This window comes from Humibacillus sp. DSM 29435, from assembly GCF_001758225.1.
Taxonomy (GTDB): Bacteria; Actinomycetota; Actinomycetes; order Actinomycetales; family Dermatophilaceae; genus DSM-29435.
Genome location: NZ_MAST01000024.1, coordinates 12502 through 34423, shown reverse-complemented (window position 1 = coordinate 34423; position 21922 = coordinate 12502). Strand labels below are relative to the sequence as shown.

The window sequence follows — 21922 nt, the reverse complement described above, 5'->3', positions numbered from 1 at the left end:
GCCGTCACAGTTGGAGGTGGACACGGTTGTTCTACTGGGTTCTGAAGAAGGTCATCCTCGGCCCGATCATCAGGCTGCTGTTCCGCCCGTGGGTGGAGGGAGAGGAGAACATCCCCGAGGAGGGGGCCGCCATCTTCGCCTCCAACCACCTGTCGTTCTCCGACTCGGTTTTTCTGCCGCTCGTGGTGTCGCGACGGGTCACCTTCCTGGCCAAGAGCGACTACTTCACCGGCCGCGGCATCAAGGGCCGGCTCACCGCTGCGTTCTTCAAGGGCGTCGGCCAGCTGCCGGTCGACCGTTCCGGGGGCAAGGCGAGCAGCGCGGCCCTCAGCTCGGGCCTGCGCGTGCTGAACCGCGGTGACGTGCTCGGCATCTATCCCGAAGGCACCCGCTCTCCCGACGGACGCCTCTATCGCGGCCGAACGGGGATGGCCCGGATGGCGCTGGAGGCAGGGGTGCCCGTCATCCCGGTGGCCATGATCGGCACCGACAAGGCCCAGCCGACCGGCAAGGTCATCCCCCACATCATGCGGATCGGGGTGCGCGTCGGCAAACCTCTCGACTTCTCCCGCTACGAGGGGATGGAGGATGACCGCTTCGTGCTTCGGTCCATCACCGACGAGGTGATGTACGAGCTGATGCTGCTCTCCGACCAGGAGTACGTCGACATGTACGCCACCTCGATGAAGGACCGCCTCGTCGCCGCCGCGAAGGCCAAGGCTCGCGAGCTGCAGGAGGCCGCCAAGCCCGGCTCCGCCGCCCCCGAGCTGGAGGAGGCGCTCGACGCGGCCGAGGGTCGCCACCCGGCGTCCCGTCCGCAGCCGGCGACGGTCGCCACCGAGCCGGATGCCGCTGAGCCCGCCGACACGCTCTCCACCGAGAAGGCAGTCGGCCAGACACCAGCCGGCCAGACACCATCGGGCCAGACACCAGCGGGCCAGACGGCATCCGACCAGACGGCATCCGACCAGAGTTCGGTCAGCGATGACGAGCTGGACGCCGGCGCACGCGGCGACCTGGCCTCCTGACCGATGACCACCACGTCGCTCACGTCCACCACCGCGCTCGACGACCACGTCGTCGTGCGCGGTCTGTGGCGGGGCGTCGACGTCTATCGGTGCCTGGCGCTGGTGTACGCCGTGTACACGGTCTGGCACCGTCGCGACGAGATCGCGATGCCGGTGGTCGCTGTCGTGGTGCTCGCCCTGCTCACCGCGTGGACCGTCGCACAGACGGTTCGACCGATGCGCACCGTGCGCGCCTACGCGGTCGAGCTGGTCATCGCGTGCGTGGCCATCCTGATGACCCGGGTCATCGACGACGAGGCGGTCATCACCGCCGGCGCCAAGACGATCCCGTCCATCTGGCCCGCGGCGGCGGTCATCGGCATCGCGATCCTGCTCGGGTGGCGCGGGGGGCTGGTCGCCGCCGCCATCGTGACCATCTGCATCTTCCTCGAGGTGGGCACCCCCACCGGCAACACCATCACCAACTCGGTCTTCGTCTTCCTCCTCGGCGGCTGTATCGGCTACTGCGTCGACCTGGCCCGAGCCAGTCACGCGGCCCTCACCGAGGCCATGCGACGCGACGCTGCCCGGGCTGAGCGCGACCGGTTGGCGCGCACCGTTCATGACGGGGTGCTGCAGACCCTCTCGTACATCCATCGGCGGGCCGGAGATCTCGGGGGCGAAGCGGCATCGCTCGGGGCGATGGCCGGTGAGCAGGAGCGCATCCTGCGCACCCTTGTGAGCCAGCACGACCTCGACGTCGTCGACCGCGCGGTGGCCGGTGACGCAGACCTGCGCGCGGCCCTGCGCCACATCGAGGGGGAGCAGGTGCAGCTCGTCGCGCCGGCCGCCCCGATCATGCTGCCCCGGCGAGTGAGCGACGAGATGGTGGCAGCCGTCGAGGCGGCGCTCGACAACGTTCGCAAGCACGCGGGCGAGTCGGCCCGCACCTGGGTGCTGCTCGACGCCGACGGCAAGGACGTGAGCGTGACGATTCGAGACAGTGGACAGGGCCTGCCGGAGGGCCGGCTGGAGGAGGCTGAGACCGAGGGTCGGCTCGGAGTGTCCTCGAGCATCAAGGGCCGGCTGCAGGATCTCGGCGGCACGGCCCGGATCAGCTCGGGGCCCTCCGGCGGCACCACGGTCGAGCTGCGACTTCCGGCAGGCGCGCCATGAGCGCCATGAGTGGGGAGGCGGAGGCCGACCCGCCCGCTCAAGGGCGGCAGGTGCCTGACCGCATCCGCGTCGTGGTGGCCGACGACCACCCGATGTGGCGTGACGCGGTGGCGCGAGACCTCGCAGACGCCGGTTTCGAGGTAGTGGCCACCGCCGACGACGGGCGGGCCGCGCTGGCTCGCACCCGGGCCACCGTGCCCGACGTGCTGGTGCTCGACCTCAACCTGCCCGCCCTGTCCGGCCCAGAGGTGTGCTCGGCGCTGGCCGCGGCCGGGGTCGACACCCGCATCCTGATCCTGTCGGCGAGCGGCGACCAGCAGGATGTGCTGGATGCCGTCAAGGCCGGCGCGCTCGGCTACCTCGTCAAGTCGGCCCGTCGCGAGGAGTTCGTGGCCGCGGTCCACGCGACAGCAGCCGGAGAGCCGGTCTTCACCGCGGGCCTGGCGGGGCTGGTGCTCGGGGAGTTCCGGCGGCCGCGATCCGGCAACGGCGCTGACGACCGGGTCATCCCCGAGCTCACCGACCGCGAGACAGAGGTGCTCAAGTACGTCGCGACCGGAATGGGCTACAAGGAGATCGCCGGGCTGCTCTTCCTCTCGCACCGCACCGTGCAGAACCACGTGCAGAACATCTTCGGCAAGCTGCATCTGCGAAACCGGGTCGAGCTCGCCCGGTTCGCGCTCGAGCGCGGTCTCGATCTCGCCGACCCGGCATCCTGACCCGGCAAACCGGTGGTCGGGCTACGCTCGGTGACCATGAGTGACGAGGTCGCGGCCCCTGACCTGGCGAGGCACGTCGAGTCGCCGGAGGTGCCCGACCTGTACCTGGTGGTGCGCTACGCCATCGATGCCCGCATCGACGCCCTGCAGTCGGTGTCGCTGAACACCACGTCGAGCTGCTGTACCACCGGCACGGGGTCGATAGAGCAGCTGCTGAAGAGTCTTCGGGCCGACCGAGCCCTTCTGGGTGAGCACGGGGCGGCGGCCGCGGCAGAACTTTCCGGGCCCGACGAGCCGGTGGTGTCCAAGGCGTGTGGGTTGCCACAGCCGTGCCCCCACGTGCTTGATCTCGCTCGGACGTACGGGGTGAAGACGCCCCGAAAGGCACGCGGGCGTCGCTGGAGGTGAGGTCAGAGGTACCGCGATGCGGACCCGAGCCGTTGGCCGGTGGAGGCGCATCTACGCTGGAACCGTGAACACGAGCACCGCTGTCTCCGACGCAGAGCAGATCGCCGCCGACGGGTCGCAGGCCATCGCCGAGCTCAACGCGGCTGCGGCGGCGCTCGAGGCCGCGCAGCAGCCCAGCTGGCCCGACACGGCGGCGCTTGCCGAGGTGACCGCCACCCTCGCCTCCTACCCCCCGCTCGTCTTTGCCGGCGAGTGCGACATCCTCACCGAGCGGATGGCCTCTGCTGCGGTCGGCGAGGCGTTCGTGCTTCAGGGCGGAGACTGCGCCGAGACCTTCGCGTCCGCGACGGCCGACAACATCCGCGACCGGGTCAAGACCATCCTGCAGATGGCGGCCGTGCTCACCTACGGCGCCTCGGTGCCGGTCGTGAAGATCGGTCGCATGGCCGGGCAGTACGCCAAGCCGCGCAGCTCGACCGTCGAGACCCGCGACGGGGTCACCCTGCCGGCCTTCCGCGGCGACATGGTCAACGACTTCGCCTTCCACGAGTCGGCTCGCACCCCCGACCCGCAACGTCTCGTGCGGGCCTACCACGCGAGCTCGGCGACCCTCAACCTCGTGCGTGCCTTCACCACGGGCGGCTTCGCCGACCTGCGGTACGTGCACGAGTGGAACCGGGGTTTCGTCACGAACTCGGCCAACTCCCGCTACGAGAAGATCGCCCACGACATCGACAAGGCGATGAAGTTCATGGCCGCGTGCGGGGCCGACTTCGACAAGCTGCGCACCGTCGAGTTCTTCGCCTCCCACGAGGCCCTGCTGCTCGACTACGAACGACCGCTGACGCGGATCGACTCGCGCACCGGGAAGCTTTACGACACCTCGAGCCACTTCGTGTGGGTGGGGGAGCGCACCCGTCAGCTGGACGGCTCCCACGTCGACTTCGTGTCGCGCATCAGCAACCCCATCGGCGTCAAGCTCGGCCCCAAGGCCGACATCGACGAGGTGCTTCGGCTCATCGACAAGGTCGACCCGGGCCGCACCCCCGGCCGGCTGACCTTCATCACCAGGATGGGCGCGGGCACGGTGCGCGACGCCCTGCCCGCCATCGTCGACAAGGTGACCGCCTCGGGCGCCACCGTCACCTGGATCTGCGACCCCATGCACGGCAACACGTTCGAGAGCCCCTCGGGCTACAAGACCCGCGACTTCGAGGACATCGTCGAGGAGGTGCGCGGGTTCTTCGAGGTGCACCAGTCGCTCGGAACCGTGCCCGGCGGCATCCACGTCGAGCTGACCGGAAACGACGTCACCGAGTGCCTCGGCGGGTTCGGCAAGATCATCGACTCCGACCTCGAGAAGCGCTACGAGTCGTTGTGCGACCCGCGCCTGAACCACCAGCAGTCGCTCGAGCTGGCGTTCGTGGTCTCCGAGATGCTGGCTCAGGCCTGACCACCCCACCCCACCCCCGCTTTCCCCCGCTTTCCCCCGCGAACGACTCGTTCGAGGTCGAACGCGGTGGTACACCACCTCGTTCGCTCACCAACCCGTCGTTCGAACCGCGTGCGGTAGGTCAGACCTCGTGGTGCAGGGCCTCGACCGGTAGCTCTCCGGGGCGCCGGCGGGCCCGCAGCTCGATGGCGTACATCGCCGTGAGCACGAGGGCGCCACCGACGAGCATCCGCCACGTGGCGGCCTCGTTGCCCAGTACCACCGCGAAGGTGGCTGCGAACACCGGCTCGAGGGTCATGATGATCGCGGCCCGCGTGGCCGGAAGGTGCGCCTGCGCCCACGTCTGGGCCCACAGCGCGAGGATGCTGGCGAACACCACCATGTAGAGCAAGGAGGCCCACCGACCCGGGGTGTCAGGCAGCACGATTCCGCCGGGCAGCGCACCGACGGTGCAGATCACCGCGATGACGACCATCTGCACGACCGAGAGACCTGTGGCGATCTCAGTTGCGCTGTAGCGGCCGAGCCCGATGATGTGCAGTGCGTAGAGCACGGCGCCCAGCAGGGTGATCGCCTCGCCGAAGCCGATACTCACCCCGTTGAGCGAGAGCAGGGCCAACCCGGACGTCGCGATCCCGACCGCGGCCCACGTCGCCCCCGCCACCCGCTGCCTCAGCAGCACAGCCGTGAACACCGGCGTCAGCACGACGTAGCTGCCGGTGATGAACCCCGAGACGGATGCCGGTGTCGTGGCCAGGCCCTGGGTCTGCAGGATCTGCGCGCCCCCGTAGAGAGCGCCCAGCCCCGAACCCACCAGCACCTGCTGACGGGTCAGGGCCCGCAGCGGTCGACGGAACAGCACGACCATGATGACCGCCGCGATGACGAACCGCACCGCAAGGAAGTCGACCGGTGGCACGGTCTCGACCAGGTCGTGGATGAGGAAGAAGGTCGACCCCCAGACCGCGGTGAGGGCCACGAGCAGCGCCGTGGCCCAGCCGGCCCGGGGTGAGAGGGATGCCGGGTGCTGCCTGGACATCCGGGGGTCAGACGATCGTCAGCACGATGGTCGCGCCCTTGCGTACCGACTGCCCGCCTTCGACGCTCTGCACCCTCACGAGGTCGAAGAGCCGCCCGAAGGGGTACTCCTTCTTGACGGTGAAGCCCAGATCGGTGAGAGCCTTCTCGGCCTCGGCCACGGGGCGCCCGACCACCTTCGGCACCTGCACCATGACCGGCCCCTTGGACACGGTGATCTCGACGGGCTGTCCGCGGAACAGGGTGCCGGCCGCCGGCTTCTGCGTGATGACCTGCCCGGCGGGCACGGTGTCGCTGTTCGCGTCGTCGACGCGCTTGGCGGTGAGCCCGGCATCGGTGATGGCGGCGGTGGCCGCGTCGATCGCGAGCCCCTTGACCGCGGGTACCTTGATGGGTTGCCGGCCCTTGGAGACCACGACGGTGACCGGGGTGTCTCGGCGCACCGAGGCGCCGGGCGCGGGTTGCTGCGAGATCACCACCCCGGCCGCGACGGTCTCGCTGAACGCCTCGGTGGTGTCGCCCAGCTTGAGCTTGCGTCCGGACAGCGAGGCCGCCACCGTGTCGGCCTTCGACCCCGTCAACGTGGGCACGGCGTAGCGTTCCTGGCCCTTGGAGACCACGACGAGCACCTTCGTCTGCTTCGACACCTCGGTGCCCGCGGCCGGCGAGGTGCGCAGCACGGTGCCCTTCGCCCGGGTCTCGGAGAACTCCTCGCTGGTCTCGGAGTTCAGTGACGCTTCGGCGAACACGCCGTCGGCCGCGCTGACCTGTTGCCCGACGACGGCGGGAACCGTGGTGGACGCGCCGGGCCCGGCGCTGAACCACCAGCCTGCGCCTCCGCCGCCGAGCACCAGCAGTGCCGCGGCGAGCCACCATGGCCACCGACGACGCTCGCGGGGCAGCTCTGCGCCGATCGGCAGGGCGGTGGTCTTCGACACGGCGGGGCGTTCGGAGCCGCGGCCCGCCGCAGTCTCGGCCCGCTCGGCGCGGGCGGCGTCGAGGGGCCGGTCGAGGCGTTTGATCCGTTCGATGTGCTCGGGCAGCGTACGGCTGGCCGCGCCGGCCCTAACGATGCGGGCGGTGTGCGTGCGGTCGTCGTGGGCGCCGCCGTCGGGGTTGCCGTCCGCAACGTGGCCGGCACCGGCGGTCTGGGCTGGGTGGCTGCCCGCGGCCTCGCGACCGGCCGACGGACTCGTCGGGCTCGCCCCTCGCCTACCGGTGGAGGCCTCTGGGAGTGGGGGAGCGAACCGGCTCGAGTCGTTGCTGACGGCGAGGCTGCCGCGACGGTCGAGCTGTTCCGGGCGCAGGGAGCGACGAACGGAGCGCAGCGCCGTCAGCAGGGCCTGCGCCGACGCGAACCGGTCGGCCGGCTCCACCGCGACCGCTTCGGCAACGAGGTCGTCGAGCTCTCGAGGCACCGTCGGCACCAGGCTCGAGGGCGGGGGGATGGAACCGTGGACGTGCTTGTAGGCGATCTGGATCGGGGTCTCGCCCGTGACCGCCTTGCGCCCGGTGAGCATCTCGAAGAGCACCAGCCCAGCGGCATACACGTCGCTGCGCTGGTCGGCGGTGCCGCGTTCGACCTGCTCGGGCGAGAGGTAGGACACGGTTCCGAGTAGCACGCCGGTCTGGCTCGTGGTGGTCTGGTTGGTGATGGCCCGGGCCAGTCCGAAGTCGGCCACCTTGACCTCGCCGTCGTGGCGCACGATGACGTTCTCGGGCTTGACGTCGCGGTGGATGATGCCGGCCAGGTGGGCAGCGCGCAGCGCTTCGAGGATGGGTTCGAGGATGGCGAGCGACTCGCGCGCGGTGAGGGGTGACTCCTCGTGGATCACGTCGCGAAGGGTCTTGCCCTCGACGAGCTCCATGGCGAGGAAGACGTCGCCGTCGCACTCGCCCTGGTCGAAGACCGCGACGACGTTGGGGTGGCTGAGCCGAGCGGCCGAGCGGGCCTCCGCCCGGAAACGCTCGACGAACACGTGGTCGGTCGCGAGGCCCGGCCGCATGATCTTGACCGCGACCTCCCGGTCGAGGCGTGCGTCGAGTGCCACGTAGACGGAGGCCATGCCACCGTCCGCGAGGTGGGAGATGATGCGGTAGCGCCCGTCGATCACCCGACCCACGAGCGCGTCCGCCACGCTGGACGTCACGGGAGGAGTTTACGGTCCCTTCCGGTGCAACTCCGGGAGGTTCCGGCACGGAGCCTGGTCACGGCCCTACGCGCGGGTCACATCCGGGTGTAGATCTTCAGGATCGAGGCGACGTAAGCCTTCGTGTCGGTGTACAGGCCACGGCTGCGCACCGACGAGAGCCCTTGGTAGTACGCCGCGATGGCCTGCTCGCGCGTGTCGGCGCTGCGCTGCAGGGCACGCAGGATGAGCACCCCGGCCGTGATGTTGTCGGCAGCGTCGTAGAGGTCGAGCTTTCGCCCGGCGAGCTGTGCCGCCCAGGTGCCGGAGATCGGCATGATCTGCATCACCCCGACCGCGTTGGTGTACGACACGGCGCGCTGGTTCCAGCCCGACTCCTGCCAGCCGATCGCCAGGGCGAGGCGCGGGTCGACGCCATGACGAAGGGCCGTGGTGCGGATCATCGCGGCCGTCGTGGTGCGACTGGGCACCGACCGTCCGGCGAGCAGCGCCTTGCTGTGGGCGACGGCGGCGGCATAGGGGCTCGGCTTGTTCGCCGGCTTGGCGGACGGCTTGGCCGGCGCGGGGGAGGCTGACGTGGCCCCGGGCACCCTGATCCGCTGGCCGACGAAGATCGTGCCGGAGTTGGGCAGACGGTTCGCCGCGAGCAGCTTGGTCAGCGACAGGCCGTAGCGTCGCGCGATTCCGGTCATCGTCTCGCCGGCCGTGACCACGTGGGTGCGAGTCGAGCCCGTCGGTGTCTTCGGGCTCGTCGTGCCGGATGCCGTCGAACCGGTCTTCGACGGTGGCCTGGAGGGCGTCTTCGACGGGGTCGCCCCAGGGACGAGCAGCTTCTGCCCCACGGCGAGCAGGTGCCCACCGCCGCGCAGGCGGTTCTTGGCCACGAGGGCCTGAGGCGTGGTGCGGTAGCGGATGGCGAGGTCCCAGAGCGTGTCGCCCGGGCGTACGACGATCGTCTTCCAGGAGCCGGAGACGGCGGTGAGGGGCGCGAACAGGGCGTGTGGTGCTGGGGCCAGGGTCGCAACGTCGGCGGCGAGGGGCATGGAGGTCCTTCCCGGGGCCTGCGGCGGGGGCAGGGTTTCGGTACTGAGGCTGTAGGGGCGGGGGGGGCTTTTGCGACAGTAGTAGATGTTTGATCACTAAAGTAAAACCACACTTGTGTAATTCAACTGAGATGCGACCGCTCTTCCCCCCCGGATGTCACCGGCATCCGCCCGGCATCCGCCCGGCATCCACGCCGACTGGACGAGCACGAACTGGGCGGCCCGCCGCGCGCGCCGGGGGCAGGTGGCAGACTCTGCGCAGTGACGACACCACCTGAGATGACCACGCCTCCGACCGGTGGCTCCCTGGAAGCACTCGTGGCCGACTGGCTCACTGTGCCCGAGGTCGCCGACCGCCTCGGCCTCCGGCTGTCCGCCGCCCGTCAGCTCATCGTCGACCGCGAGGTGCTGAGCGCTCGCATCGGTGATCGGAAGGTGGTGGCCGTTCCGACCCGGTTCTTCAACGACGAGGGCCCTCGGTCCGAGCTGCGCGGCACCTTCACGGTGCTGGCCGACAGCGGGATGCGCGACGACGAGATCATCGAGTGGCTCTTCACCCCCGACCCCACGCTGCCGGTCGACGGGGCCCCCATCGACGCGCTCTGGGCCGGTCACAAGACGGAGGTGCGTCGGCGCGCCATGGAGGTTGCCCTGTGACCACCGGCATCCGGATGCCGGTCAAGCGGCGGATCAGTCTACGGCTGGTGTCGCTGTCACAGCAGTGACCGCAGACTGATCGGCAGACTGATCCGGATGCCGGTCAAGCGGCATACCAGTCTGCGGATCAGTCGGCGATCGGCGACGTCAGGCGTACCGGGCGGTCGACACACCGACGAGCTCGTCGAGCACGTCGAGGGGTTGCTCATCGAATTGCCCGCAGGCGCGGGCCTTCTCGACCGCTGCGTGAGCGTCGTCGGCAAGCGTGGTGATGAGGGTCTCGACCCGGTCGACTGCTCCGGTCGCGGTCATGATGCCGCGAATCGTCCCGACCCCGGCCTGGTCGAGGTCGTCGCGGCCGAGCAGGGTCTCGACGGTGGCTCGGTCGTCGTCATCTGCGGCGCCGAGAGCGTGGGCGACCAGGAGCGTGAGCTTGCCCTCGCGCAGGTCGTCGCCCGCCGGCTTCCCGGTGGCCTCCGGGTCGCCGAAGACACCGAGCACGTCATCGCGAAGCTGGAAGGCCTCGCCGAGCGCGAGGCCGTAGGTGGAGAGCGGCTCGAGGGCAGCCCGGTCGGTGCCGCCGACGAGGGCGCCGATGACCAACGGCTGCTCGATGGTGTACTTCGCGCTCTTGAAGCGGATCACCTTTCGCGCCGAGGCGATGCGGGCGTCGAGGTCAAGGCCCGACCAGCCCCGCGCGGCCTCGAGCAGGTCGAGGAACTGGCCGCCCATGAGCTGGGTGCGCATGCCGTCGAACTGGGAGCGGCCCCGCGCCAGGGCGTCGTCGGGCAGGCCGCAGGTGGCGTACATCTCGTCGCACCAGGTGAGGCAGAGGTCGCCGGCCAGGATGGCGGTGCCCTCACCGAAGCGGTCTGCGTCTCCGGCCCAGCCCTGCGCGCGATGCAGGGCAGCCACGGCCCGATGAGCGGCCGGCTGGCCACGCCGGGTGTCGCTGCGGTCCATCACGTCGTCGTGCAGCAGGGCGGCACCCTGGAAGAACTCCATGCTCGCGGCCAGCCGGACCAGGGCGTCGGAGTCGCTGCCGCCCGCAGCCCGGTAGCCCCAGTAGAGGAAACCGGCACGCAGACCCTTGCCTCCGCGGAGCAGCCCCGAGACCGCGCCGGTGAGCGGGGCGATCTCATCGCCGATCTCATCGAGCACACGGCCGCCGTCAGCGATCTGCTGCTCGATCGCCTGCTGGACCCGAGCGCGCAGGGCCTCGAGGTCGGTGGGGTTGAACAAGGGGGCACCCCTTCGTCGCTTCGGATGAGTGCTCAGCCTACGTGGGCCAGCAGGTAGGGCGTGCGTCGCGGTCTCCTGGTGGTCGGCCCGCCGGCGCCGACCGCCGTGAGTCCCACGAACGCCCGTGGTGCGCCCGTGTTGCGCCCGTGGTGCGCCCGTGGAACGTCCGTGGCCCCGCCGCGCTACCGGCTTAAGGTTGGCGTATGGCATACGGCACGGCATCCTCGATGGTCCGGGCCGAGCGGTTCACCCGCTCGATCCCGGCGATGGTCGACTCCGACACCCCCACCTTCAGCTTCGAGTTCTTTCCGCCGAAGGACGACGACGCCGAGGTGAGCCTCTGGGACTCCATCCGCCGCCTCGAGAAGCTCTCACCCAGCTTCGTGTCGATCACCTACGGGGCCGGGGGAGCCACCCGTGACCGCACCGTCAAGCTCACCCAGCGGGTGCTCGAGTCCACCTCTCTCACCCCCTTGGCGCACCTGACCTGCGTGGGTCACTCCGTCGGCGAGCTGCGCGCCATCGTCGGGTCGTACGCGGCCGCCGGAGTGCGCAACATCCTCGCCCTGCGCGGCGATCCCCAGGGGGGCCTGGGGCAGCCGTGGACGGCCCACCCCGAGGGGTTCGACCACGCCGACGAGCTCGTCGAGCTCGTCAAGGGCCTGGGCGACTTCACGGTCGGCGTCGCGGCCTTCCCCGACGGGCACCCCGAGTCCCACGACATCGCCGACGACGTGGAGACCCTGATCCGCAAGGAGGCGGCCGGCGCCGAGTTCGCGGTGACCCAGATGGTCTTCGACGTCGAGAGCTACCTGCGGCTTCGCGACGAGCTGACGCGGCGTGGGTCGATGCTCTCGGTCATCCCGGCGATCATGCCGATCACCAACGCGCGTCAGGTGGTCCGGATGGCCGAGCTCGCAGGCCAGCCGATGCCCACCGCCGTGACCGACCGGCTCGACCGGCAGGGTGACGACGCGGTCGGGGTGCGGGCCGAGGGGATGGCCATCGCGACCGAGTCGTCGCGGCGGCTGCTCGACGAGGGGGCTCCCGGCATCCACTTCATCACGATGAACCGCAGCTCGGCCACGCTCGAGGTGTTCGGCAACCTCTGAGGCTCAGCGCTCCTGGTCGAACGGCTGGTCAGACGGCTGCTCGACAGCTGGGTCGGGTTCGGGGCCGGCTGGTGGCGCAGCACGGCTGCCTCGAGGCCCCCGTGCTCGTCTCGAGCGGCCCGCCGGGGTGGCGATGCCGACCCGCTCGCCCCAGGCGTCGTAGCGGCGCTTGACCCGGCGCAGGCGGCCGGCGAGCCGGTAGAGCAGATAGGCGCCGGCGGCGAGCAGCACGAAGGCGATCCCCGCTGCCCACCACGGATGGGCGACGGCCAGGGCCATGACGCCGGTGACGGTGAGGTCTTCGCCGGTGCTGACCACGATGTTGCTCGCCGGCTCGGGGGAGGTGTTGACCGCGGCGCGCAACCCGGCCTTGACGGTGTGGGAGATGAACGCCGTGACGCCTCCGGTGGCGGCCGAGGCCGCGGTCGCGAGGGCGGCGTTGTCGTGGCCGAGGAGGTAGCCGATGGTCGCGCCCACGGCGGGGCGCACGACGGTGTGGATCGAGTCCCACAGCGAGTCGACATAGGGAATCTTGTCGGCGACCATCTCGATGACGAAGAGGATGCCGGCCCCGACCAGCACGTCGGTGCGGCCGAGGGCGTCTGGGATCTGGCTGAAGCCGAAGAACCGCTCGGCGAGGCCGAGCACGAGCAGGGCGGCGTACGCGTTGATTCCGCTCGCCCACCCGGAGGTGAACACCAGGGGGATGAGCTCGGTTCCCATGATGACGTCTGACCCCCTTCTTGCCGGTTCCCGGGTGCGGGTGGGTTCAGACGGTACCGGACGTGAGAACGGGCCCGATCCGTGAGCGGAAGGGACCCCTGCACCCCTCCGTTCGCGGACCGAACCCGCACCCCTTACGGTGCCGCAGGTCGTGCTGCTGCGCCTGAGCATCGGTACTCAGATGTGGCCCGAGTGCCGGGGTGACGTCGGCCTTCCCCGCCCCGAAAGAGCCGGCTGCCGCTCCCGCCGCCGCCCCGCCGCCGCCCTCGCGACGACGACGCGCCTGGTGCGGTGGATGCCGTTGAGTGGACGGTCTTGACACGGTGTCGGCTGCGGGGGTTAGGGTGAGATCAGTTCGAACATACGTTCGAACTGATCCAGCGGGGTTCATCAGATCAGTCGTCGGTTGGTGTCGGGTTGTTCGCGAGGGCGCGGCGACCTGGGTCGTGATTTCCGACCTCGACGTGTCCGGGTAGGAGACGTGTCGTGGTTCGCAGGTTCAGTGATGTCGTGCAGGTTCGTCCGGTCGAGGGCTCGCAGCAGCAGCCGGAGGCCTTCATCTGGAAGGGGCGACTCTACGTCGTTCGCGACGTGCTGGCCCAGTGGCGTGAGCGACGGGCCTGGTGGCGGGAGTCCGGTGACCCCGACGGGGCGCGTGCGCAGCCGGGTACCGGCATCGCAGCAGCAGCGGCCGAGCACCAGGTCTGGCGGGTCGAGGCCAGCCCGGGGTGGTCGTTCGCTCCCGGTGTCTACGACCTCGCCCACGACGAGTCCGCCCACGACGAGCAGTGGTCGCTCGTTCGGGTAGCCGACTGATGTCGTGCCGCACCCGGCCTGATATCGGCCGATCACGCCGATCACGCCGATCACGCCGATCACTCGGTATCGCCCATCGCCAGAACCGTTGACAGGAAGACCATGACCGCAGCACACCTCCCTCGCCCACCGATGGGCCCCGCCGTGTTCGACCTGCTGGGCCGGTCGCACCTCACTCTTGAGTCCGCCTGCCGTACCAGCGACGTGGCTGAGCGTTTTCGCGATGCCCACCTCGGTGCGCTGCGGGCCGCGGCGGCACTGGTGGCGGCCCGGTCCGTCCCGTCACCGCGGTCGCGGCCACGCAGCGTCTGGCAGGTTCTGCCGCGCATCGCTCCCGAGCTGGGCGAGTGGGCTGCCTTCTTCGCTGCCTGTTCGACCCGGCGATCGGCCATCGACCGGGGCGAACCGGTCTCGGTGCGTGAGGCCGACGACCTGCTCCGTCAGGCCGAGATGTTCCTCGAGATCGTCCACGACTCTCTCGGGGTCCTGGCCACGATGCCGCTGCCGCAGAGCATCACGCCCGTCTCTCCCTTGGCCACCGGGCAGGTAACGGGGCAGGTAACTGGGCAGGCCACGGGAAGAACCTCGAGGCTCACCGTGGTCGGTACCGGTGCCAGGAGGGCGGCTGACCGGGTCGACGGCTCAACCGCTCGTTGACGGCGATGGCGATGACCGACACCTTCGTCCACCTGCATGTCGCCTCCGGCTACTCGATGCGCTACGGCACGGCCCGGCCCGACCAGCTCGTCGAGCGGGCTGCCGCCTGGGCCCAGCCGGCGCTGGCCCTGACCGATCGCGACGGGCTCTACGGCGCGGTCAAGTTCGCCACTGCCTGCATGAAACACGGGGTGGCCCCGGTGCTCGGCGTCGACCTCGCCCTCGAGGGGCCGCCTGCGCGTCGACAGGGGGCTACCGGCCGTTCAAGACCCACTGGTGGAGCTACTGCTGGAGTCGCTGGTGGGGTTGCCGGTCGGGGCTCTCCCGGCCCGGCGACCACGCCGATGCGCACTCCGGTTCGCGGAGGTGCCGTCGTCGACCCACGACTCCCACGTGTCACGGTGCTCGCTCGTGGAAGTGGTGGCGCACTGGCACCCGGAGAGGGCTGGGCAGCGTTGTGCCGACTCGTCACGGCGACCCACCTGCGCGGAGAGCGGGGCACCCCGGTCGTGACCGAGCGGCTCCTCGCCGAGCACGCGTCGGGCGCTCCGGGTGCCGTGGCGCCCATCACCGCACCGGTTGCCGGTAGGTACGAGAGTGGCCACTCGAGCGGTGGGTACGAAAGTGGCCACTCGACCGGTAGGGCCGTGACACCCGAGATGGCACGGCGGCAGGAGCCCTCTCGGTTGGTCGTGCTGCTCGGGCCCGACTCCGACGTCGGGCGCGCGGTGCTGGCCAAGGCGCACAGCCAGGCCAGAGCTGCGCTCGAACGTTGGATCGCCCTGCTGCCCCGCGGCGGTGTCGTCGTCGAGGTGGTCTGCCACGGCGGCCCCGAGCACCTGCCCGGCAGCCTCGGTCAGGCCGGGCGGATGCTGGCCCTGGCTCGCGAGCTGGGCGTGCCCAGCATCATCACCGCCGCGGTGCGCCACCTCGACCCCCAGGATGCCGCCATCGTCGACGTGCTCGACGCAGCCCGCAGACTGGTGCCCCTCGACACCCGCCACCTCGACCGGGTCACCACGGCCGGGCACCTCTCGCCGACCCCACTGATGCACTCGCTCGCCCTTGATGTCGTTCAGGTCTCCGGTCCGGGGCTCGTCGGTGGCGCCGGGCTGGCCCGAGAGCAGGCTCGCGAGCTGGTCGCTCGCACCACCGCACTCGCGACCGACTGCATTCAGGATCCTCGTGCCGACCTCGGGATCGGCTCGGTGCACCTGCCCGAGCCCGGAGTGCTCGGCATCCGAGCGGGAACGGGCCCCCAGCAGGTACTGGCGAGGCGATGCCGTGAGGCGATCGCGACCCGCTACCCCGGGCGCAGCACCACCTCACTGACAGCGGTGAGCGAGCGGCTCGAAGATGAGCTGGGCGTCATCGAGACGCTCGGCTACGCCACCTACTTCCTCACCGTCGCGCAGGTGTGCGATCTGATCCGCGAGATGGGGGTGCGGGTCGCGGCCAGGGGTTCCGGGGCCGGGTCGCTCGTCAACTACCTGCTCGGCATCTCCGGGGTCGACCCGATGCGTCACGGGCTGCTCATGGAGCGGTTCTGCTCACCGCTGCGGGCCGAGCTGCCCGACATCGACATCGACGTCGAGTCGGCGCGTCGCACCGAGATCTACGAGAAGGTGCTCGGTCGTTTCGGTGGCGAGCGGGTCACCTGCGTGTCGATGATGGACACCTACCGGGTGCGTCACGCCATCCGTGACGTCGGGGCCGCGCTGGGGCTGCCCCCTGGCGAGATCGACGCGATGGCCAAGGCCTTCCCGCACATCGCCGCCCGCAACGTGCGCCACGCCCTGGCCGAGCTGCCCGAGCTGCGGGCGAGCGGGCTCGACGTGCCTCGGCTACAGCTGATGTTCGACATCGTCGAGCGCCTTGACGGGTTGCCCCGGCACATCGCTCTCCACCCCTGCGGTGTCGTGCTCTCCGACTCCGAGCTGCTGAGGCGAACCCCCGTCGAGGCGAGCTGGCTGGGGTTCCCGATGAGCCAGTTCGACAAAGACGACGTCGAGGCGATGGGGCTGCTCAAGCTCGACATCCTCGGCATCCGCATGCAGTCCGCGATGGCCTACGCGATCAAGGAGGTCGAGCGGGTCGACGGTGAACAGGTCGACCTCGACGACGAGGAGCAGGTCCCCTTCGACGACGAGCCGACCTTCGAGATGATCCGCTCCACCCGCACCCTGGGCTGCTTCCAGATCGAGAGCCCGGGGCAACGCGAGCTGATCGGCAAGTTCGGCCCGCAGACCTTCGACGACATCATCATCGACATCTCGCTCTTTCGCCCGGGACCGGTCAAGAGCGACATGATCGTGCCGTTCCTCAATGCGCGACAGGGCTGGAAGGACCCCTCCTACCTGCACCCGACCCTGATCCCTGCGCTCGAGGAGACCGAAGGGGTCGTCGTCTTCCACGAGCAGGTGCTCATGATCGTGGCCGAGACCACGGGGGTCTCCCTCGCCGAGGCCGACGAGGTGCGCCGCGCCCTGGGCACTACCGCAGGTCAGGAACGGGTCGAACGGTGGTGGCGGCCCGCTGCCCGGGCTCGAGGCTACGAGCCCGCGGTGGCAGACCGCATCTGGGAGGTGCTCAAGGCCTTCGCGTCGTTCGGGTTCTGCAAGGCGCACGCTGCTGCCTTCGCCCTGCCGACCTACCAGTCGGCCTGGCTCAAGGCGCACCACCCTGCGGCCTTTCTCGCCGGGGTGCTGACGCACGACCCGGGGATGTACCCCAAACGACTCATCCTCGACGATGCCCGCTCGTTCGGCATCACGATCCTCGGGCTCGACGTCAACGCCTCGACCGGCACCTACCGGTTCGAGCGCACCGACGACGGCAGCCCTGGCATCCGTCTGTCCCTCGCTGACGTGCACGGCATCAGTGCGGCCGAGGTGACCAGCATCGTGGCCGCGCAGCCCTACGCGAGCCTGTCCGACTTCTGGCAGCGGGCCCATGCCTCGCGGCCGGTCGTCGAGAAGCTGGTGCTGGCCGGGGGTTTCGACACGATCCACGACATCGACCTCGGCGGGCCGACCCGGCTCGACGGCGGCACGGCAGGGTCGGTGCGCCAGGTGCGGGGCGGTCTGGGCCGGCGCGGGCAGGTGACCCGGCGCGACCTGCTGCTGCACGTCGCCGAGCTCGACCGCTGGTCGTCCTCGCAGCGACGGGTCTCGGCCGCCTCCCGGGGTTCCCGTCGGCGGGTCACCTCCGTCTCGGTCACCGGTGACATCCGTGCCCTGGCGGCAGCCCAGTCGCAGGGGCCGGCTCCCGCGACCGAGCCCGTCGCGACCCAGCTGACCCTCGACCTCGGCGACACCCCCCGCCTGCGGGCCACGAGCGGACTGCCCGAGATGACCGGGTCGGAGCGGGTGCGGGCCGAGCTCGAAGTGCTCGGTCTCGACGCGAGCGGTCACGTCATCGACTTCTACACCCCGATGCTCGACGCGCTGGGTGTCACCCGCGCCCGCGAGCTGCTCACCGGCCGCAGCGGCCGCGAGGTCTGGGTGGCAGGGGTCAAGGTGGCCACCCAGACCCCACCGATCCGCACGGGTCGGCGGGTCGTCTTCCTCACCCTCGACGACGCCACCGGGCCGGTCGACCTCACCTTCTTCGAAGACGTCCAGGGCCCGTATGCCGCCACCGTCTTCCACTCGTGGCTGCTGCTCTGCCGGGGCGTCGTGCGCCGCACCGGCCCGAAGGGCGTCTCGATCCGTGCCACCGGTGCGTGGGAGCTCGGGCAGCTGCAAGACGCCTGGACCACGGGTGGAGTCGACGCGGCCCGTGATGCCCTCGAGGCAGCCGACCGTTCGGCCTGGCAGCGAGCGGCCGCCCTCGGTGAGCACGAGGCCACCGGTGGCACAACGCTCGACCAAGGCGCTGATGGAACCTCTGAGGGAAGACGGGTGCTCGTGCATGCGTCCGGCTTCAAGCAGTCGCCCTACGCCGACATCAAACCGGCCGGGGCTGACGTTCGCGGGTCGCGGGGGTCGGGGGCGCTCGTGCCCGGGGGAGTGCCGCGGGTCTCGCCCGAGCGCGCAGCCGCGGTCGACCGGGAGAGCAACCCGCCACGCAAGCTGTGGCACGCGAGCCCCGGCAGCTCGGGGCACTAAGGTGATCGTGCAGAACGACCTCACCACACCAGACATCCTCCGGAGGACACCGTGCCCGACGAGCAGCCCCCGCGGAGACGCGCCGGGGCCCGGCCGTCAGCGGTCGTGGCTGTGGTCTCGGCCCTTGCCGACGAGCACCGGACCCGCCTCGGCCGCCCGCTCCAGGTTCTCGATCTCGGCGGCGGAACCGGTGGGGTGGCCGTGCCACTCGCCGAGGCCGGGCACCAGGTCGTCGTGGTCGACCCCAGCCCCGATGCCCTCGCCTCCCTCGCCCGGCGCGCTCGCGAGTCAGGTAGCGAGGGGCACGTCACGGCCGTCCAAGGCGATGGAGACCGTCTCGCCGAGTCGCTGGCCGGCCGCGAGTTCGACCTGGCCTGCTGCCACGGCACCCTCGAGTTCGTCGACGACCCCGAGTCCACCCTGCGAGCGATCCAGGCCGCCCTCGTGCCGGGTGGGCTGTTGTCTCTGCTCGTCTCGGGCCGTCTCGCCGTCGTGTTCGCCAAGACCATCGCCGGCGAGTTCGAGCAGGCCCGCGCCGCCCTCGTCGACCCAGCCGGCCGATGGGGCGCGACCGACCCCCTGTCCAGACGCTTCGACCCCGACCAGATCGAGGCACTGCTCACCCGTACCGGCTTCACCGCCGACCACACGCGTGGCACCGATATCCTCGGGCACCTGGTGCCCTCATCCCATCTCGACTCGGAGGCTGACCGTGCCGCCGTCGCCCAGCTCGACGAGCTGCTCGTTGTGGGGCCCGGCCGCGAGTTCCTCCGCACGCTCGGCCATGGCCTGCACATCATCGCCCACCGCTCCTGAAGCACCCGTCGACCGGGGCGACAGACCAGCCATGGTCGGGAGGGTCTGCAGGGTCGAGCGGTTCGGCGGTATCGACCGGGCCACGCAACCGGTGACGACATGAGCCGGCGACAGTTCACGGCACCGACCCGGGCCGGTGCCCACCCGCCAGACGACACCGGGTGCACGGTGCTGCACATCGACATGGACGCCTTCTACGCCTCGGCATCGCTGCTGTCCCGGCCCGAGCTGGTGGGCCGGCCCGTCATCATCGGGGGAGCGAGCGGTCGCTCGGTGGTGCTCTCGGCCACCTACGAGGCCCGTGCCTTCGGCGTCGCCTCGGCCATGCCGATGGCCCGGGCTCGACGGCTGTGCCCGCAGGCCATCATCATCGAGCCCGACCACCGACGCTACGCCGCTATCTCCGATGCCATCATGGCCACCTTCGCCACCATCACCGAGCACGTCGAGCCGCTCTCGCTCGACGAGGCGTTTCTCGATGTCTCAGGCGCCATGCGCCGACTCGGACGTCCGACCCGCATCGCCGAGCAGCTGCGCGACACGATCGCCGACGAGCAGGGCATCACCTGCTCCGTCGGGGTGGCCGCCACCAAGTTCGTGGCCAAGCTCGCGTCGACGCTGGCCAAACCCGACGGCCTGATCGTCGTGCCCCGTGACGAGACGGTCGCCTTCTTGCACCAGCTGCCGGTCGGCGCCATCTGGGGGGTCGGGGAGAAGACGGAGGAGCATCTGCACCGGTTGGGGCTGCGCACCGTCGCAGACCTGGCCCACACCCCGTTGGAAACCCTCCAGCGGGCCCTGGGCGACGGGGCCGGTCGCAACCTGCACGAGCTGGCCTGGGGCCGTGACCCGCGCTCCGTCGTTCCCGAGCGTCGAGAGAAGTCGATCGGTGCCGACGAGACCTTCGCCCACGACATCTCCGACCCCGTGGTGATCCACCGTGAGCTGCTGCGCCTGTCCGACCGCACCGCGGCCCGCGCCCGGTCGGCCGGCATGACCGGCCGTACGGTCTCGATCAAGGTGCGCTTCGCCGACTTCACGACGATCACCCGCGCCAAGACGCTGCGCCACCACACCGACGTCTCACGTGAGATCTTCGCCACAGCTCGCGAGCTGTACGACCGGCTCGGCCTGCAGCGAGCGCGGATCCGCCTCGTCGGCGTGCGACTCGAGGGCCTTGTGGAAGCCGGAAAAGCCCCCATCCAAGCACGTCTCGACGACCCCGAACACGGCTGGAGAGAGGCCGACGTCGCGGTCGACAGGGCAAGTGCGAGGTTCGGTGCCGGGTCGGTGCGACCGGCAAGTCTCATGCCCGAGAGACGCTCGGGTTCACAAGGGGGCTCGGGCGACTTATCCTAGAGGTAAGCACCCGGAACGGCTGATCACGACATACGATTCGGGAGAGAAAAACGAGACCGCACAGGGAGGTGCCGAGTGGCACTCTCGGAACACGAGGAAGCTCTTCTCCAACAGATGGAGGAAGCCCTCTACGCCGAAGATCCGCGGTTCGCATCCCGGATCGAGAAGACGAAGAAGCAATCCGGCGGGCGAGGCCGAGTCATCATCGGGGTAGTGGCTGGCCTGGCCGGCCTGGGGCTGGTGGTCGTATCGGCCATGAGCAGCCTGATCTGGCTCGGGGCAGTCGGTTTTGCCGTGATGGTGGGCGGCATCGTGTTCGCGATCACGCCGGCGAAGGCCAGTCTTGGCTCGGTCTCTGCCGATGGCACCGTCAAGCCCCACCAGAAGTCGACCCCGTCCGGCAAGAGTGCTACGGCCAGGCAGGGCAACTTCATGGGCCGTCTCGAGGAACGCTGGGAGAAGCGCCGACGCGACCAGCCGTGAGGCACTGGCACAGCACCGAATCCTGAGAACGTGAGCGCCTCCGTCGGGGGCGCTCAGTTGGCTCTGGCCCAGACGGCGCTGCCCCACACCGTGATCATGGTCAGAGCCGTGACCAGCTCGATACCCACGCTGAGGCCGACGGCTCGAACCGCCTTCTTCGTGGCCGTCCACGCGCCACGATGCTCGCGGCGCCGTATCAGCTCGAGCAGGTAGATGGCGGCGATGAAGCCCACCGGGGCTCCGACGACGGGAATCACGAAGAGACCCACGACGGCAACGGCCAGGGACACCGCGATGACCCAGTTCTGAACCCCGGCAGATCGCAACCGGCGGCCCGGGTAGACATACTGCGCCACCAGGCCGACGGCGTAGATCACGGTCGCGACCGCGAAGACCACCCAGCCCGACCGGTCGGGCTGGTCGATGGTCCACACGAGAAACGCGAGCCAGACCACGAGCAGCCCAGGTAGCACAGGAAGAACAATCCCCGCCGTGCCCACCAGCATGGCGAGCAGGACGAGGACGTTGGTGGCCGTGATCACGGCCGGTCAGCAGTGGGGTATCAAGGGCAAGGGCGGGCTTGGCGTCAGTTGCTGGACGCCGGGCTCTCGACGAGCCGATCGGTCTCATCGACGATGTCGACCGCCTTGTCTCGCAGCGCGGGAACGAACTCGCGGCCGTGGTGGCCACAGAAGAAGAGCTCTCCGCCGGAAACAAGTCGGGCGCGAATGTAGGCCTGGGCCCCACATCGGTCACAGCGGTCGGCTGCTGTCATCTCGGGTGCCAGTGCTGTCGTCATCATGCTCGCCTTCTTTCCTCCCTCAGGGGTTCCGTCAAGGAAAACCCTGCCATGTCGTTGCGACGCCCGATCCGGTTCTTGTCTACCGCCTCGGTGCCTCGTGACCGTTCCAACAGTCAATCACGGGGAAACCTTCCCGCGTCGTAAGCCCGGTG

The 21922-nt window shown here is 70.1% G+C and carries 19 protein-coding genes and 1 pseudogene; 13 read left to right on the top strand and 7 right to left on the bottom strand.

The features are described 5' to 3' along the window. Positions 1-26: 26 nt before the first annotated feature. The 5 genes and pseudogenes from BA895_RS15020 to BA895_RS15000 form a co-directional block, all read left to right on the top strand. A pseudogene (locus BA895_RS15020) lies at positions 27-776 on the top strand (lysophospholipid acyltransferase family protein); the annotation flags it as partial. A gap of 255 nt (positions 777-1031) precedes the next feature. Beyond that, positions 1032-2183: a MacS family sensor histidine kinase gene (gene macS / locus BA895_RS15015; RefSeq protein WP_070192706.1), complete on the top strand. Its 1152-nt coding sequence runs from the start codon at positions 1032-1034 to the stop codon at positions 2181-2183. A gap of 5 nt (positions 2184-2188) precedes the next feature. After that, a complete protein-coding gene (locus BA895_RS15010; RefSeq protein WP_070192730.1) occupies positions 2189-2902 on the top strand; it encodes a response regulator transcription factor in 714 nt (237 codons plus the stop codon). 36 nt (positions 2903-2938) lie between these two features. Continuing rightward, positions 2939-3310 carry a hypothetical protein gene (locus tag BA895_RS15005; protein WP_139142678.1) on the top strand — a complete coding sequence of 124 codons (372 nt, stop codon included), beginning with the start codon at positions 2939-2941 and terminating at the stop codon, positions 3308-3310. Positions 3311-3326: 16 nt separating this feature from the next. Then, a complete protein-coding gene (locus BA895_RS15000) occupies positions 3327-4763 on the top strand; it encodes a class II 3-deoxy-7-phosphoheptulonate synthase (RefSeq protein ID WP_083283403.1) in 1437 nt (478 codons plus the stop codon). A 121-nt stretch (positions 4764-4884) separates the two neighbouring features. Here the strand turns inward: BA895_RS15000 and BA895_RS14995 are convergent, their stop codons facing one another. The 3 genes from BA895_RS14995 to BA895_RS14985 form a co-directional block, all read right to left on the bottom strand. Then, positions 4885-5802 (bottom strand): DMT family transporter, encoded by a 918-nt coding sequence (locus BA895_RS14995; protein WP_070192704.1) that lies wholly within the window; start codon positions 5800-5802, stop codon positions 4885-4887. Positions 5803-5809: 7 nt separating this feature from the next. Continuing rightward, complete coding sequence (locus BA895_RS14990; protein ID WP_070192703.1) at positions 5810-7951, bottom strand: Stk1 family PASTA domain-containing Ser/Thr kinase; 2142 nt, start codon at positions 7949-7951, stop codon at positions 5810-5812. Between the two features lie 77 nt (positions 7952-8028). After that, positions 8029-8994 (bottom strand): LysM peptidoglycan-binding domain-containing protein, encoded by a 966-nt coding sequence (locus BA895_RS14985; RefSeq protein ID WP_070192702.1) that lies wholly within the window; start codon positions 8992-8994, stop codon positions 8029-8031. Between the two features lie 261 nt (positions 8995-9255). Between BA895_RS14985 and BA895_RS14980 the strand changes: the two genes are divergently transcribed. Then, entirely contained in the window at positions 9256-9651 is a 396-nt protein-coding gene (locus BA895_RS14980) for an Rv2175c family DNA-binding protein (protein ID WP_371327720.1), read from the top strand. Between the two features lie 147 nt (positions 9652-9798). Here BA895_RS14980 and BA895_RS14975 read toward each other — a convergent pair whose 3' ends face one another. Next, entirely contained in the window at positions 9799-10893 is a 1095-nt protein-coding gene (locus BA895_RS14975; RefSeq protein ID WP_070192700.1) for a polyprenyl synthetase family protein, read from the bottom strand. Positions 10894-11096: 203 nt separating this feature from the next. Here BA895_RS14975 and BA895_RS14970 point away from each other — a divergent pair, with 203 nt between their 5' ends. Beyond that, a complete protein-coding gene (locus tag BA895_RS14970; protein ID WP_070192699.1) occupies positions 11097-12005 on the top strand; it encodes a methylenetetrahydrofolate reductase in 909 nt (302 codons plus the stop codon). A gap of 3 nt (positions 12006-12008) precedes the next feature. Here BA895_RS14970 and BA895_RS14965 read toward each other — a convergent pair whose 3' ends face one another. Then, entirely contained in the window at positions 12009-12728 is a 720-nt protein-coding gene (locus BA895_RS14965) for a DUF4126 domain-containing protein (protein WP_070192698.1), read from the bottom strand. A 486-nt stretch (positions 12729-13214) separates the two neighbouring features. Here BA895_RS14965 and BA895_RS14960 point away from each other — a divergent pair, with 486 nt between their 5' ends. The 6 genes from BA895_RS14960 (at position 13215) to BA895_RS14935 (ending at position 20968) form a co-directional block, all read left to right on the top strand. Beyond that, a complete protein-coding gene (locus BA895_RS14960) occupies positions 13215-13544 on the top strand; it encodes a DUF6504 family protein (RefSeq protein ID WP_070192697.1) in 330 nt (109 codons plus the stop codon). A gap of 102 nt (positions 13545-13646) precedes the next feature. Beyond that, positions 13647-14201 carry an SAV_6107 family HEPN domain-containing protein gene (locus BA895_RS14955; RefSeq protein WP_083283400.1) on the top strand — a complete coding sequence of 185 codons (555 nt, stop codon included), beginning with the start codon at positions 13647-13649 and terminating at the stop codon, positions 14199-14201. Positions 14202-14212: 11 nt separating this feature from the next. Beyond that, positions 14213-18310: a DNA polymerase III subunit alpha gene (locus BA895_RS14950; protein WP_070192728.1), complete on the top strand. Its 4098-nt coding sequence runs from the start codon at positions 14213-14215 to the stop codon at positions 18308-18310. A gap of 51 nt (positions 18311-18361) precedes the next feature. Then, positions 18362-19126 (top strand): bifunctional 2-polyprenyl-6-hydroxyphenol methylase/3-demethylubiquinol 3-O-methyltransferase UbiG, encoded by a 765-nt coding sequence (locus tag BA895_RS14945; RefSeq protein ID WP_070192696.1) that lies wholly within the window; start codon positions 18362-18364, stop codon positions 19124-19126. A 99-nt stretch (positions 19127-19225) separates the two neighbouring features. Then, positions 19226-20485, top strand: a complete 1260-nt coding sequence (gene dinB / locus BA895_RS14940) for a DNA polymerase IV (protein WP_070192695.1) — start codon at positions 19226-19228, stop codon at positions 20483-20485. Positions 20486-20560: 75 nt separating this feature from the next. Continuing rightward, the gene (locus BA895_RS14935) at positions 20561-20968 is read left to right on the top strand and encodes a DUF3040 domain-containing protein (RefSeq protein ID WP_070192694.1); all 408 of its coding nucleotides are present in this window, start codon (positions 20561-20563) and stop codon (positions 20966-20968) included. 53 nt (positions 20969-21021) lie between these two features. Here the strand turns inward: BA895_RS14935 and BA895_RS14930 are convergent, their stop codons facing one another. Both BA895_RS14930 and BA895_RS14925 read right to left on the bottom strand, forming a co-directional pair. Beyond that, positions 21022-21510: a DUF456 domain-containing protein gene (locus BA895_RS14930; protein ID WP_083283399.1), complete on the bottom strand. Its 489-nt coding sequence runs from the start codon at positions 21508-21510 to the stop codon at positions 21022-21024. Between the two features lie 44 nt (positions 21511-21554). Then, a complete protein-coding gene (locus BA895_RS14925; RefSeq protein WP_070192726.1) occupies positions 21555-21767 on the bottom strand; it encodes a hypothetical protein in 213 nt (70 codons plus the stop codon). Positions 21768-21922 lie beyond the last annotated feature (155 nt).